We start from the raw sequence: 13488 nt of genomic DNA on the forward strand, positions 1-13488 counted from the left end.
GGCTTTGTGTAGATGCATCCGGGTCGCACGCCGCGGCAACCTCTGGCAAAGCTGGAGCGCAGTAAGCGTCCGGCCAACCCGTCTTGATTCCCGTCATCGGGCCTAGGAGCATCGTGTTCACTACTCCACTTATTTCTTGGCGGACACGTGAACACTATCGAGACGACGGTGAAGGGAGATCGGCGCCGCAGGCGTCGTCATACCGATGAGTTCAAGGCGAGCCTGGTCGCCGCCTGCTCTCGGCCCGGCGTGTCGATCGCCTCGGTGGCATTGGCCAATGGCATCAATGCGAACCTGTTGCGCCGCTGGATCGAGCAAGGCGGTCAACGGTTGCCCAGCGCCGACTCTGTCGAGACGACTGCCGACATGCCGCGGGATCAAGCCAAGGCGGCGTTCGTGCCCGTGCAGCTCGACGCCACGCCCTCACCGACAGCATCTGACATTCGCATCGAACTCAAGCGCGGTGCGACCACAGTGGTCGTGAACTGGCCATCCAGTGCCGCCGCGGCGAGCGCTGCCTGGCTTCGCGAGATCTTGCGTTGATCCGCGTCGAGTCGATCTGGATGGCGGTGCAACCGCTGGACATGCGTGCCGGCACCGAGGCTGCCCTGGCCCGGGTCGTGTTGGTATTCGGTGCTGCACGCCCGCACCATGCCTACCTCTTTGCCAACCGGCGTGCCAACCGCATGAAGGTCCTCGTGCACGACGGCATTGGCGTGTGGTTGGCAGCAAGGCGGCTGAACAGCGGCAAGTTCGCCTGGCCCAAGAACATCGACGGAACGCTGACACTGAGCCGGCCGCAGTTCGATGCGCTGGTACTGGGACTGCCCTGGCAGCTCGTCGGCGAGGCCGGTGTGATCACCACGCTGTAGCGCGTCCATTGCGGTATCCGCGGATGGTGCGTGGGCATTGTTGCCGGCACGATCACTGTCCGTGATTGCCGACGACATCGACACACTGGAGCCACAGGAGCTTCGCGAGAGGCTGCGCAAGGCTGACGCTCAGTTGGCGTTCCAGAAGTCGATCATTGACAAGCTCACGCACGAGAACGCTATCCTCAAGCGACTGAAGTTCGCCGCCAAGAGCGAGGCTTACAACGCCGAGCAAAAGAGCTTGCTCGAGGAGACGCTGGACACGGATCTGGCCGCCGTTGCGGCGGAGATCGAGGCGCTGCAGGCAGCGAGGACGTCCCCTGCTGAGAAGCAAAAACCGAAGCGCGAGAAGCTGCCTGCGAACCTGCCGCGCCGCGAGATCCATCACGAGCCCGAGAACACCACCTGCGGGTGCGGCGAGCCGCTGCAGCGCATTGGTGAGGACGTGGCCGAGAAGCTCGACTACCAGCCGGGCGTGTTCACGGTCGAGCGCCACATCCGCGGCAAGTGGGTGTGCAGGTGCTGCGAGAGATCACCCAAGCGCCGGTGTCGGCTCACGTCATCGACAAGGGGGTGCCCACCGCCGGCCTGCTGGCGCAGGTGCTGGTGGCCAAGTACCTGGATCATCTACCGCTGTACCGGCAGGAAGCGATCTTCGAGCGTGCAGGCCACACGATCGCTCGCTCGACGCTGGCACAGTGGGTGGGTGAGTGCGGCACACAGCTGCAGCCGCTGGTGGATGCACTGGCAGCAGAGTTGCTGCGACACGACGTGCTGCATGCCGACGAGACCCCTGTGGCGATGCTCAAGCCCGGAGCGGGCAAGACGCACCGGGCCTACCTGTGGAGCTACTGCACGACGCAGTTCAACCCGGTCCAGGGCGTCGTGTTCGACTTCGCCGACAGTCGCGGTGGACAGCACGTGCGCGACTTCCTGAAGCTGAGCGCAACCGGTGCCAAGCCGAGATGGCAGGGCAAGCTCGTCACCGATGACTTCAGCGGCTACAAGGCGTGCTTCGAGCTTGGGGTGACTGAGGCCGGGTGCATGGCCCACGCGCGGCGCAAGTTCCACGAACTATGGGTCAACCACGGTAGCCTGGTCGGCGAACAGGCGCTGAAGTTCTTCGGTCCACTGTACTGACGTCGAGCGCGAGGTGGCGCGGGCTGATAGCCGCAGCAGGCTCGAACTCCGACGACTACGATCAAGGCCGGTGGCCGATGCGTTGCATCAGTGGATGCGTCAGCAGCGCCAGAAGATCCCCGACGGATCGGCAACCGCCAGGGCGATCGACTACAGCCTCAAGCGCTGGGATGCGCTCACGCGCTTCCTCGAAGATGGCGACCTGCCGATCGACAACAACTGGGTAGAAAACCGGATCCGGCCGATCGCGCTCGGCCGCCAGAACTGGCTGTTCGCGGGGAGCTTGCGCGCGGGCCAGCGGGCGGCGGCCGTGATGAGCCTGATCCACTCGGCCAAACTCAGCGGGCACGATCCTTACGCCTACATCCGCAACGTGCTGACCAGGTTGCCTACCCATCCCGCCAGCCGCATCAATGATCTGCTGCCTCATCGTTGGGCGCCAAGCAATTGAAGACCGTCCGGCTCGACATCAGCGCGCGTTCGCTGTCTGCTCGTGAAGCCGCAGGCTCTATTCCATCAGAACGTCCAGCGCGCACTCACACGAGCGCTGCGTGGCTCCATCGGATGGATATGCTTGCCGTCGATGCCGCTGCCGCAGTCCCCGCGTGCCACCTCGCCCGCACTGCACGAGGCGTAGAAGTACTCGATGTCATTGCCCTTCCTGCCCGTCAGATTGAACACGTCGAGGCCCAGCGTCAGGTGCTTGTTCACCGCATAGCGCGCGCCGAAGTTCAGCAGCGTGGTCGCGCGCGATCGCACGCTGTTGAGCGTGTCGAGTGCGCGCGGGCCCATGTACCGCAGCCGAAGCGAGGCCGTCAGCGGGCCGTCCGTGTAGGTCACGCCAGCCGCGAAAACCCGCTCCACCGCGTTGTCGATGTAGCTGCCTTCGCCCTCGGGCGCCACGCCCCGGAAACGTGCCCGCGACAGCGCCGCGTCGGCCTCCAGTCGCCACCGTGAATCGTCCTTCCAGCGCATCGTTGCCTCGATGCCTCGGCGACTGCTGGCGCGGCCGGGTTCCGTCGTGCCCGCGTCGCCCACGTAGACCAGCTCGGAATCGAGCCTGAGCTGCCACAAGGCAGTTGTGAACGTGAAGTTCTCGTTCGGCTGGAAGCGCCAACCGATCTCGGCACCGCGCCCCTTCACGAGCGCAGGAACCCGCTCAGCCGGCAGTCCGCTTTGCGGGTCGACGCTGATGGTGGCGCCCCGCACGTCGTTGCTGTGGAACCCCACGCCGGCGTTCAGATACAGCTCGTGCGCTGGGGTGACGGTGAAGGCCAGTCCGGCCTTCGGGCTGGCGAGCGAGTCGCGGCCACGACCGCTGTTGACCGGGCCATAGACCGGCTCTCGCCCGTCGACCTGGTAGCGCAGCGCATCTGCGCGCAGGCCCACGTAGCCACGCCACCGGTCGCTGAAGTTCACCAGCTGCTGCCCGTAGACCGAGAACAGATCCTGCGATACCTTGTCATTGCGAACGGTGGAGATGCGCTCACGCGCCACGGTGTTGTAGAGCCCGACCTCGCCGATGCGGTCGCCGCGCCACTGGGCGCCGAAGCTAAGGATGCCGTCGAGCCCGGCGATCTTGTTGGGTCGGTTGTGCGAGGCCTGCGCGCCGAAGACGCGACGGCGGTCGGTCTGCTCGAACTGGTCGCCCAGCTCCGGGTTGTTCAGGAAATAGGTGAAGTCGGAGAACAGGTCGAAACGGTAGTCGATGGCGTAGGCGCTGACCTGGGTCTGGCCTTCGGGGCTGTTGTCGAACCACTTGCCCGACAAGCTGATGCGCCGCGTCTTGCCGCCGTCCGTGGTGTTCATGGACCCGAAGCGCGAGAGTTCGCCGCTGTCGACCAGCCGCTCGGGGATCTGGTCGGTCGAGTTCCAGCGGCTCTGGTAGGCCATGCCGGTGATCGTGAAGCCGCGCGCCTGCGAGCCCTGGGAGTAGCGCAGCACCGCGTTGGCCTTGCGCAGCCGCTCGGGCGCGTCCCACGGGCCGTTGTTGCCCTCCAGCTCGACAGCGCCCAGCCAGGTCTGGTCCTGTACCGTGCGTGAGCCGGCCGCGAGCAGGCGGCGGAAGTTGTTCGCGCCGAGCGTGACCTCGGCGAAAGGCGCATCGAGCGCGCTCACGTAGTCGAGCGACGCGCTGCCGGCCAGCGAGAAGTCACCGCTGTCCGCGAAGTACGGACCCTTGCGGTAGCGCACGCCCGAGACGAGGTCGGGGATCAGGAAGTTCAGGTCGGCGAAGCCCTGGCCGTGCCCGTGCGTGGGCATGTTGACCGGCATGCCGTCGACGGTGACCGCGAAATCGGTGCCGTGGTCGAGATTGAAGCCGCGCAAGAAGTACTGGTTGGCCTTGCCATCGCCCGAATGCTGGGTGGCCACGACGCCGGGTACAGCTTCGACGATGTCGCCTGGGCGCAGCTTGGGACGCGCCTGGAACGATTCCTTCTCGGCCGCCCCCTCGCTGGCGCTGTCGGCCGAGCCGATGGTGGCATCGCGCGGGCCCCGTACCTCGACCTCGGGCAGGTGCCTGTCCTGTGCCCAGGCGGGGCCGCTGGTCAGCAGGGCCGTCATGAACAGGCCGGGGGAGCGTCGGAGGATGGCGCGCACGGGAAATCCCTCTTGTTGTAAGAACAATCAGGAATTATTCATACATACAGGCGAGAGCCGAATACGCCATTCGGCGCAGAACCTTAGTTCATGGGCTTGAGATGGCGGTGCGGCTTGCTCTTGCCGTGGGCGTGTGGCTCGCTGATGTCGAGCGGCACGAGGTGCACATTGCCGTGGCGCACGCCGCGCAGTGCTACGAGCTGCTCGGCGCAGGCCTGCACCGCCCCGGTCGGTCCCCTCAGGACCACCGTCTCGAGGCAATGGTCATGGTCCAGGTGCGTGTGCAGGCTGGTGATCACCAGGTCGTGGTGGTCGTGCTGCAGGTCCATCACGCGGCTGGTGACGGTGTGCTCATGGTGGTCGTAGACATAGCTCACGTTCGCCACGCACCAAGCGGTCGGCCGCTTGGAAGGCTTGTTAAGCACGGCGCTGCCCAAGCGAGAGCGGATCAGGTCGCGAACGGCTTCAGAGCGGTTGCCGTACCCCTTGTCGGCGATGAACGCATCGAATTGACGGGCGAGTTCGTCGTCGAGGGAGATGGTGAAACGTTCCATGGCTGCGGTTCCTTTGCGCGCACGCATCATAGAGGCCCAGTTCCACCTGTCCTCGCCTTGGAGATCAAGGTGTGTTCTGCAGACGCTTACCAACCTTTAGCCAAAAGTCAGTCGCGACGCAACAACCGCACACAAGGTCAACATGGTGACCTGCCCGATTTCTCCGAGACATTGATTTCTAGGAAGATGGCTCCCGCCCGAAGACGGGCCCATAAAGAAGAGTCGATTCAACGAAGAGCAAATGGTCACGATCCTGCGCGAAGCAGAGCGCACGACGGTGGCCGAGGCCGCCAAGAAGCAGAAGGTCAGCGACGCAACCATCTATGCCTGGCGCAAACACCTCGGTCGGATGGAAGCGGTCGACGTCAAGCGTCTGATGGCCCTGGAGCTTGAGAGCAGCCGGCTAAAGAAGCCCTTGCCGAGCGAGATCTGGACCTCGAGATCCTCAAGGAGATCAACGCAAAAAAATGGTGAGCCCGCTGGCTCGGCGCTTCACGCGGTGAGGTGTGCAGGGTCCAACTTATCTCCCTGGAGTGCTCCCGGTCCGGTAGACGGACTCGCTTGTCCTGTCTCGGCTGCTGCTACGACCCACTGCCGTCGCTGCGGGCTCTACCTCTCGGCAATGAATTTGGAGAGAACGCAGTCAACCCAAGACTAGCGATCTCTGTCGCGACCCGTTCGTGTACTTTGCTAACTTCTTCGGACGAAGGCGAGCTTAAATAGGCGAGCGTGAGTACGGTCAATGGGTGCAAACCCAAAACCCGCACAAGCTCATCGATCTTCCTAAGCGTAGGTGCGTTTACCCCTCTCTCAAGAATGCTGACATAGGTCCTAGAAGAAACAGTGTCAAAGGCTTCTTGAGGAATGCCGACTGCCACCCGAGCAGTTCGAAAGGCACGCGGAAAATTTGGCGCTGGAGTGGGTGATACGCGGCGGCTTGGCACCGCATGATTGCCGCATATAGAATGGCATAAGACTACAAAGTATATGACGAGTTAATGCCGTTATTGGCTCCGACCGTTTTGTAACAGGTCAGCTGCTATTCTCAAATTCGAGACTTCAAATGATTCGACAAGAGCCCGCATCACCGCTGCCAACAGCTCGAACGTTGCGCGTTCCAGTGCCAACCACGCGTGTCCGACCGCTGCATGCTGCGCCCGCTGAGCGCAGCCTTTCCGCATCGCGTATAGGCGCCCACGTGAAGACGCTGCGCATGGCATCAGGCACCCCGGCGAGCAGGCTGGCGAAGCTCGCGGGAATCTCAGCTTCGTTACTCTCGCGCGTGGAGCGTGGTCTGGTTTCGCCTTCGGTAGAGACCTTAGATCGGATTGCCGAGGGCTTGCGCGTCCCGGTGTCGCGCTTGCTAAGTGACGGAGGTCGCCGCATGGATTTCTGCCACGTGCCAGCTGGGCGCGGCATTACGGTTGACCGGGTTGGTGCCGATTCGGACCATAGGTACGAGTTGCTCGGTCACCTCTTATCGGGCAACCTGTTCGCCGAGCCCTACCTTGTCACTCTTTCACCCGATGCCGAGCCCTGCGTTACGCTTCAGCATCCAGGGGTGAAGTTCCTGTATTTTCTCTCTGGTCGGATTGCGTATCGTTATGGCAGCAAAACGGTGTCGGTGGGAGCTGGAGACTCCCTGCTGTTCGACGCCACTTCGCTGCATGGAATCGAAGCAGTCGACAGCGGCCCGGTGTCATACCTGTCTGTGCTCTTAGCTCTGCGTGACTGAAGTTGAGTGATTGGTCGGGCAGTCCGACGCTCGAGGTACCGTTTCGTGAGAACAGCGCTGCGGGCTTTGAAGCGTCCGTGGTCAAGAGTTCCTGGACTCGGCTCAACAACCGCCTGCCTGCGGCTCTTCGCCCGCTGGCGATCGCTAGTTCAGGCGCCGCAGAGCTCTTTCAAGCCTGTGGGCGTGGTCCTTGTCCAGTCTCGGCATCGCTTCTGACAGTTCGGCATGCCGAACTACTAGGCCCAAGCCGGCGACAGCGTTACTGAAGTCATGCAAAGCACAAGACAAAAAGTCCACCGCCTGTAGACCGGCGCCTGAGGTCGCGTTGTCGTAGCTTAGGCATATGTTGGGCAAGAACGGCCTCTCTTTGATGCGCGCCTAGCTGTCGCCGCTCAGGAGCTCCGGCGCGCGCTCAGCGCCTTTTCGATCTTGCGATCGGTCTTGTACTGACCGAGTGCATACACAGCCCAGATCGCGGCGGGAAGCCAGCCGATGAGGGTAACCTGCAAGATCAAACAGATGATGCCTGCGACGGGGCGGCCGATCGTGAAGAAGGCGACGAAGGGAAAAAGAATGGCCAGGATAAGACGCAAGGTGTTTTCTCCGTGATTGGTCTAGACATGATCCTGCCAAAGGACGGGCCGGCCGACCATAGCTTCTTCTCACGATCTATCCGCCCACCAGGTTGCCAGCGGTCGGCATTTCTGGGGTGGATGGTGAGAGGGCCATAGCACGGCTGGGGGCGCGGCCTCGTAGGTTCCAGGCAGTCGCAAGCTGAAAGCCCCTATGAGGCGGGCCGCAGCATCACACGAAAGTCCCCGACGCCAGCGTGGCTTGATTGCTCGCCGCTCACGCTCTCCAATGACCGGCTGATCGTCGGTCCGATGGAAGCTACCCGCTTAAGCCTCTCGGACGAGCGAGCCGCCTAGCACCAGCGCCGCAGAAATGACTTTTCTTCGGCTTTGCAGTTGGGCAAGTATCTCCGCGCTGGAGGCCGGGTCTTGGCTTACCCGACCGGCGCATCGCGTCTTTCTCGTCCTCACCTGATGATCAGATCCGCGAAGGCGTCGCGGGCATCCTGCCATCGATGTCCGTGAACCCGTACTCTTGCGCCAGTTCTGCAACCAGATGCAGTCGACCGCTCTTTTCCATGATCGCTGGATCGGCCGCCAAGCCCACCACAGCCCGCCCCGCGAACTCGGAGGACTCCCCGCTTTCCATGATCCGCTTGGCCAGTGGTGCAGGGACCCGGTCCGGCTGAACGAGGAACTTCTCGCTCTTGATAAAACCCGGCCAAATCACGACCGCGGCCACGTTGAAGGGCTTGAGGTCGTGAGCCATGTCCTTGGCCATTTTGTCGACGCCGGCCTTCTGCACTCCGAAGGGCACGTTGAAGGTGTAGCGCACAGCGCCGCCCGAGGAGGTATTGACGATCAGTCCTTTGCGGCGGGCAACCATCTTCGGCGCCGCGCAGCGGCTGGCAATGTAGTGCGAGCGCAGCCCCACGCGCAGCAGGTTTTCCCAAAGACCGTCTTCGAGCTCCCAGAAGGGCACGTTGACCGGCATGTGGGACGGGGCCGCAAACACGTTGTTCACCAGGATGTCGATCGCTGCGTTCTGTTCATCGTGCACACGCTCGAACACGCGCTTCACACTGGCGTCGTCGCCATGGTCGCAGACGATCGGGATGCATAGGCCGCCGCGCTGGGCGATTTCATCGGCGGTTTCCTGAAGGGACCCCGGCCAATTTGACGCGCCGGCCTCGAGCGTGCGCCCGGTCGCATAGACCAGCGCCCCGGCTTCACCGAGTGCCAGCGCGACGCCCTTGCCGACGCCTCGCGTTGCGCCCGTCACCACGGCCACCTGGCCCTCAAGCGGCCTGTTGCGATTCAGCATGCTTCATTTCTCCTTGATATCGATGGGATTCAGGGGCGGTGCCGCAGCGCGATCGGACACAGCCATGCGTCCGCGCCACTTGGACAGCAGCGGCAGCACGAACACGGCCCCGAGCATCACGGCGCCGTAGAGAACGCCCGTGAGCTCTTGCGACAGCTTTTCGGCGACGTCGGGTACGAAGGAGAGAAAGACCGCGGCCACAAAGGTACCCACGCTCGAGCTCGGACCAGCAAGCGCCACGCCGACCAGCAGGCTCAGCGAGAGGAAGATCGGGAAGCTGTCCGGAGAGACGAAGTGGGTCAGGCCCGTGTTGAGTGCGCCGGCCGCACCGACGGTGGCAGCACTGACCGCGAACGCGGTCGCTCGCCACTTGCGGACGTCGACGCCGACGGCCAGGGCGGCTGTCGGATGGTCGCGCAAGGTGATCCAGGCAAGACCCGCCGGGCCGTTGAGCAGTCGCCGCAGCACGCCGTAGATCAGTGCGGTCCAGGCAGCCGTCAGGAGCAGGTTCCACGCATCGGGTTGCAGGAACTCGATGCCGAAAGGTGCAGCCGGCGGGTCCAGGCTCAGCCCACTGACGCCGCCAGTCCAGGGCTCCAGCAGCGGATGCTTCAGAAGCTGCGGCAGCGCGACAGCGAGTGTGAAGGTGGCCAAGGCGAGATAGGGGCCCGCCAATCGGGTCGCTGGCAGACCGAAGAGGAAGCCGAAGAGTCCGCAGACTGCCATGGCCGCGGGCACGGTGACATAGAAAGGCAGCCACTGATGGGAGAGCAAGACGCCCGCGGTGTACGCGCCGACGGCAAAGAAGGCGCCGTGGCCCAGCGAGATTTGCCCGCTGGACCCGATCAGCAGTTGCAAGCCTTGCACGGCCAGCGCCAGGATCAGCACGCTCGACAGCTTGAAGGCCCAATAGCTCGGGAGCAGCGACGCGACTGCCACGCAGGCAATGGCGAGCACGGCCAGCCACGCCGTTGCCGGCGCAACAAGTAGGCGCAGGGGTCGCACGCTCGTCGTGGAAGAGATGTGGGTGGACTCAGACACGCTGAACCGCCTTTCCGCCGAGCAGGCCTTGGGGCCGCACGACAAGGATGGCAAACATCAAAACCAGCGCGATCGTGAGCTTGAGCTCATTGCCGGTCACGTAGGCACCCAGCAGGTTCTCGCCAATCCCCAGCACGAGACCTCCCAGGATGGCACCGGGCGGGCTGTCGACACCGCCCACGACCGCGGCGGCGAAGCCATAGATCATGATGCCGGCCATCATGTGCGGGCCGAGGAAAACCACCGGAGCGGCCAGCAGGCCCGCGACCGCTCCGATCGCGCCTGCGACGCCCCAGCCGATCATCAGCACCCGGCTCACGCTGACCCCTGACAGCGCGCTCGACAGCGGATTCAGGGCAGCTGCGCGCATTGCCAGGCCGAGGCGCGTGAAACGGAAGAAGGCACTCATCGCCAGCAGCACGGCAAGCGTGACCGCGACGGTACCGAGCGCGTGGCCTGACAACATGCCCTGGCCCAGCGGGCTCCAGGCCTCAAACGGACTCGCGAAGCTGTGGCTTTCATGGCCAAACAGCAGCCCGGCCGCGCTCTGGATGATGATCATCAGTGCCACGAAGACCGTTACGATCGACAGCAACGGCGCGTTATGCAGCGGCCGCAAGGCGACGCGTTCGACCAGGGCGCCGGCCACGAAACCGAAAGCAATGGCTGCAATGCCTGCGGCCCAGTACGGCACACCGGCCTCGAGCAAAGACCAGGCGATGTAGGTGGAGAACATCGCCATCTCGCCTTGCGCGAAATTCACGTGATGGGTCGCACGATAGATCATGACCAGGGCCAGCGCCAACATGGCGTAGATGCACCCGTTCACAAAACCCGCGACCACCTGTTGGACAAATTCCGTCATGTGTCTGTGTCTCCTTCTTCTTCTTCTCAGATGCCGAGATAGGCCTTCTTCACGCGCGGGTCGTCGCGCAGGGCCTGTGCGCTGCCGCTGATGGCAACGCTCCCTGCTTCCAGCACGTAGGCCGTGTGCGCCAGGTCGAGCGCAAGGCGGGCGTTTTGCTCGACGACGAGGATGCCCAGGCCGCTGTCACGGTTGATCTGGGCCAGCACCTCGAAGATCTGTCGAATTACCAGGGGGGCCAGGCCGAAGGACGGCTCATCGAGCATCAGCAAGCGGGGCTTGAGCATCAATGCGCGCGCGATTGCGACCATCTGCTGCTCGCCGCCGCTCAGCAGCCCGGCCGGCTTGCTGCGGTAGTCCGCAAGCCGCGGAAAGAGGGCATACATCCGCTCGATGTCGCGCCGCACATCGGCACCGCGTCGACGGGTTATCGCACCGACCAGCAGGTTTTCCTCGACCGTCAACTGCGTGAAGGTGCCGCGGCCGTCCGGCACATGGGCCACACCCAGGCGGGCGATGGCATCGCTGGTAAGACCCGCAATGGATTGGCCGTCCAGGAGGATCTGTCCGCGCGTGCTGACCAAGGCGTGGCTGATCGATCGCAGCAGCGTGGTCTTGCCGGCGCCATTCGCACCCAGCAGGGCGGTGATGCCCCCGTTGGCCACATCGAGATCGACCGACTTGAGCACGGGCGAAGCCTGGTACGCCGCGAAGAGGCCGCGGACCTGCAGCAGCGGGCCGCTCATGATTCACCTCCCAGGTAAGCGCGCACCACCTCGGGGTTGGCCGCCACGGCATCGGGCCGACCTTCAGCGATCTTTCGGCCGAACTCGAGCACCACGACTTGGTCAGACACGCGCATCACGAGGTTCATGTGATGCTCGATCAGCAGGACCGAGGTGCCCCGCTGGTTCCGGATCTCGAGGATCCAGCCGAGGAGCTCTTCCACCTCCTCGTGGTTGAGGCCCGCGGCCGGTTCGTCCAGCAGCAGCATCTGTGGCTTCATCGCGAGTGCGCGGGCCAGCTCCACGCGTTTGCGCGTGCCAAAGGACAGTTGGGCGACCGGGATGTCGGCCACCTCGCGCAGGCGGGCAAAGGCGAGCAGTTCGTCGACGCATGCGTCGACCTGCTCGCGGTCTTGGCGGCCTCGGCGATTGCGCATCAGCGCCGCGAAATGCCGACCACCGAACTGCAGGAAGCAGCCGGTCTCGACGTTCTTGCGCACTGTTTGACGATCGAACAGGGCGACGTTCTGGAAGGTGCGAGCAATGCCGAGGGCGGGCACTTCGTGCGCGCGGACCGTTCGCAGGTCGCGCTCGGCAAAGTGGATCGCACCTTCATTTGGCTCGTAGAGACGGCTCAGGCAGTTGAACAAGGTGGTCTTGCCGGCGCCGTTCGGACCGATGACGCCGCAGATCACGCCGCGGCCGACCGAAAACGAAACGTCGGACAACGCGCGGATGCCGCCGAAGCGCAAGCCCAGGCCATCGATGCGTAGCAGCGGCGCGGCGCGCGCTGGGTCCCGCCCGCGGGCAGCGGGAGACGAAGAATGCAGCGCGCTCATCAGACCACCGGGAGCCAGCGGGCGCCGTCGAAGCGCTGCAGGCGAAGCTGCTGCACGATGCGGTAGTCGGTGGGCGAGGAGTTCACCGTGATGCCCGGCACCAGCGCGGGCAGCGCCACATTCTTGAGTGAGGTGGCTTCCTTGAGGATGCGTTCGGCGCTCAGGTCGTCGCCGCAGCGCCTGAGCACCTCTGTCATCAGGAACCCCATGCTGTAGCCCACGAGATTGAGCTGCTCGGTGGTGTCACCCTCGGGGTAGTATTTCTTCATGAACGCGAGCCAGTCCTTGTAGGCCGCGTCATTCACCCATTCGGCATCGCCGGCGGATTTGCTCGGCGTGGCGGATACGAGGCCGGTGGACTTGTCCAGGCCTGCGACCCGCAGCACCGTGGCGATGAAATTGCTGGTGATGGGAATGATGTGTAGCGGCTTCCAGGGCAACTCGCTGACCTTGCGGATTGCTTGGATGGTGAACTTGGGGCTCGTGATATCCATGAAGACGTCGGCGCCCGTGGCCGCGAGGCTGATGATCTGTGAATCGATCGTGGGAGCCGTCACCTCGTAGCCCGTGGCCATCACAACCTGGATCTGGCTGCCCAGCGTTTGCAACTGTCGCTTGAACGCGGCCAGGTACTCCTTGCCGAAATCGTCGTTCTGGTAGAGCACCGCGACCTTGGCGCTTGGCTTGGTCTTGTGGATGTACTCGGCGTAGACCGAAGCCTCGGTCGAAAACGTCGGCAAACCCGGCACCGTCCAGGGAAAGTTCTTCGGGTCCGCAAAGCGATCGCTGCCGGCGTAGACGAAAAGCTGAGGGACCTTCTTGCCGTTGAGGTACTTCTGGACCGCCACGTTCTGCGCCGTGCCCATGCTGGCGAACATGGCCTTGACGCCCTCGCGCTCGACGAGGTTGCGTGTCTGCTCCACGGCCTTGGCGGGGTTGTAGGCGTCGTCCAGCGACAGCAGCGTGACGCTGCGCCCGTTGATGCCCCCGTTGTCGTTGAGCATCTTGAAGTAGCGCGCCTGCACCTTTCCGATCGCGCTCAGCGCTGACAAAGGGCCGCTGTAAGGCATCGTCTGCCCGAGTCGGATCTCTCCCTTGAAGCTCGGCTGGGGTTGAGCCAGCACGCGATCGAAGGAGAGCGTCAAGGGCGCCAGCGATGCCTTCAGCAGGCTGCGGCGCGATATCGGGAGCTTGGGGACATTCATCGTGGTTCCAGTTCA

At 63.8% G+C, this 13488-nt stretch carries 12 protein-coding genes and 2 pseudogenes; 5 read left to right on the top strand and 9 right to left on the bottom strand.

Annotation, left to right across the window (positions count from 1 at the left end; translation table 11 throughout):
• The first annotated feature begins 147 nt into the window (after nucleotides 1–147).
• The 3 genes and pseudogenes from tnpA (at nucleotide 148) to tnpC (ending at nucleotide 2463) form a co-directional block, all read left to right on the top strand.
• Complete coding sequence (tnpA, locus tag ACHMXE_RS06425) at nucleotides 148–543, top strand: IS66-like element accessory protein TnpA (protein ID WP_395344945.1); 396 nt, start codon at nucleotides 148–150, stop codon at nucleotides 541–543.
• A complete protein-coding gene (tnpB, locus tag ACHMXE_RS06430) occupies nucleotides 540–872 on the top strand; it encodes an IS66 family insertion sequence element accessory protein TnpB (RefSeq protein WP_132970686.1) in 333 nt (110 codons plus the stop codon). Before tnpA ends, tnpB begins: the two co-directional genes overlap by 4 nt.
• Nucleotides 873–933: 61 nt before the next feature.
• Nucleotides 934–2463 (top strand): annotated as a pseudogene (tnpC, locus tag ACHMXE_RS06435) (IS66 family transposase).
• A gap of 65 nt (nucleotides 2464–2528) precedes the next feature.
• On the opposite strand, the gene ACHMXE_RS06440 reads toward tnpC, so the two are convergent.
• Together ACHMXE_RS06440 and nikR are read right to left on the bottom strand one after the other, a co-directional pair.
• A complete protein-coding gene (locus ACHMXE_RS06440; protein ID WP_395347446.1) occupies nucleotides 2529–4577 on the bottom strand; it encodes a TonB-dependent receptor in 2049 nt (682 codons plus the stop codon).
• A 119-nt stretch (nucleotides 4578–4696) separates the two neighbouring features.
• Nucleotides 4697–5167, bottom strand: coding sequence for a nickel-responsive transcriptional regulator NikR (gene nikR, locus ACHMXE_RS06445; protein WP_395344948.1), 471 nt, complete (start codon nucleotides 5165–5167; stop codon nucleotides 4697–4699).
• A gap of 211 nt (nucleotides 5168–5378) precedes the next feature.
• Between nikR and ACHMXE_RS06450 the strand changes: the two are divergent.
• Both ACHMXE_RS06450 and ACHMXE_RS06455 read left to right on the top strand, forming a co-directional pair.
• Nucleotides 5379–5635, top strand: a pseudogene (locus ACHMXE_RS06450) (transposase); the annotation flags it as partial.
• A gap of 745 nt (nucleotides 5636–6380) precedes the next feature.
• Entirely contained in the window at nucleotides 6381–6902 is a 522-nt protein-coding gene (locus ACHMXE_RS06455) for a helix-turn-helix domain-containing protein (protein ID WP_395347448.1), read from the top strand.
• 392 nt (nucleotides 6903–7294) lie between these two features.
• Here ACHMXE_RS06455 and ACHMXE_RS06460 read toward each other — a convergent pair whose 3' ends face one another.
• The 7 genes from ACHMXE_RS06460 to ACHMXE_RS06490 form a co-directional block, all read right to left on the bottom strand.
• The gene (locus ACHMXE_RS06460; RefSeq protein ID WP_395344950.1) at nucleotides 7295–7495 is read right to left on the bottom strand and encodes a YqaE/Pmp3 family membrane protein; all 201 of its coding nucleotides are present in this window, start codon (nucleotides 7493–7495) and stop codon (nucleotides 7295–7297) included.
• A gap of 457 nt (nucleotides 7496–7952) precedes the next feature.
• Complete coding sequence (locus ACHMXE_RS06465; RefSeq protein ID WP_395344952.1) at nucleotides 7953–8798, bottom strand: SDR family NAD(P)-dependent oxidoreductase; 846 nt, start codon at nucleotides 8796–8798, stop codon at nucleotides 7953–7955.
• A gap of 3 nt (nucleotides 8799–8801) precedes the next feature.
• Nucleotides 8802–9839: a branched-chain amino acid ABC transporter permease gene (locus ACHMXE_RS06470; protein ID WP_395344954.1), complete on the bottom strand. Its 1038-nt coding sequence runs from the start codon at nucleotides 9837–9839 to the stop codon at nucleotides 8802–8804.
• Complete coding sequence (locus tag ACHMXE_RS06475; protein ID WP_395344956.1) at nucleotides 9832–10704, bottom strand: branched-chain amino acid ABC transporter permease; 873 nt, start codon at nucleotides 10702–10704, stop codon at nucleotides 9832–9834. The genes ACHMXE_RS06470 and ACHMXE_RS06475 overlap by 8 nt, the downstream gene beginning before the upstream one ends.
• Nucleotides 10705–10730: 26 nt before the next feature.
• Entirely contained in the window at nucleotides 10731–11450 is a 720-nt protein-coding gene (locus ACHMXE_RS06480; protein ID WP_395344958.1) for an ABC transporter ATP-binding protein, read from the bottom strand.
• Complete coding sequence (locus tag ACHMXE_RS06485; RefSeq protein WP_395344960.1) at nucleotides 11447–12268, bottom strand: ABC transporter ATP-binding protein; 822 nt, start codon at nucleotides 12266–12268, stop codon at nucleotides 11447–11449. Before ACHMXE_RS06485 ends, ACHMXE_RS06480 begins: the two co-directional genes overlap by 4 nt.
• Nucleotides 12268–13473, bottom strand: a complete 1206-nt coding sequence (locus ACHMXE_RS06490) for an ABC transporter substrate-binding protein (protein ID WP_395344962.1) — start codon at nucleotides 13471–13473, stop codon at nucleotides 12268–12270. The genes ACHMXE_RS06485 and ACHMXE_RS06490 overlap by 1 nt, the downstream gene beginning before the upstream one ends.
• Nucleotides 13474–13488 lie beyond the last annotated feature (15 nt).

The sequence above is a fragment of the Variovorax sp. UC122_21 genome, from assembly GCF_044056785.1.
Taxonomy (GTDB): Bacteria; Pseudomonadota; Gammaproteobacteria; order Burkholderiales; family Burkholderiaceae_C; genus Variovorax.

Bases quoted from the DNA above. Each gene is read 5' to 3' on its own strand.
- ACHMXE_RS06440 (WP_395347446.1), bottom strand. From the start codon at position 4,577: ATGACGGCCCTGCTGACCAGCGGCCCCGCCTGGGCACAGGACAGGCAC.
- nikR (WP_395344948.1), bottom strand. From the start codon at position 5,167: ATGGAACGTTTCACCATCTCCCTCGACGACGAACTCGCCCGTCAATTC.
- ACHMXE_RS06455 (WP_395347448.1), top strand. From the start codon at position 6,381: ATGGCATCAGGCACCCCGGCGAGCAGGCTGGCGAAGCTCGCGGGAATC.
- ACHMXE_RS06465 (WP_395344952.1), bottom strand. From the start codon at position 8,798: ATGCTGAATCGCAACAGGCCGCTTGAGGGCCAGGTGGCCGTGGTGACG.
- ACHMXE_RS06475 (WP_395344956.1), bottom strand. From the start codon at position 10,704: ATGACGGAATTTGTCCAACAGGTGGTCGCGGGTTTTGTGAACGGGTGC.
- ACHMXE_RS06480 (WP_395344958.1), bottom strand. From the start codon at position 11,450: ATGAGCGGCCCGCTGCTGCAGGTCCGCGGCCTCTTCGCGGCGTACCAG.
- ACHMXE_RS06485 (WP_395344960.1), bottom strand. From the start codon at position 12,268: ATGAGCGCGCTGCATTCTTCGTCTCCCGCTGCCCGCGGGCGGGACCCA.
- ACHMXE_RS06490 (WP_395344962.1), bottom strand. From the start codon at position 13,473: ATGAATGTCCCCAAGCTCCCGATATCGCGCCGCAGCCTGCTGAAGGCA.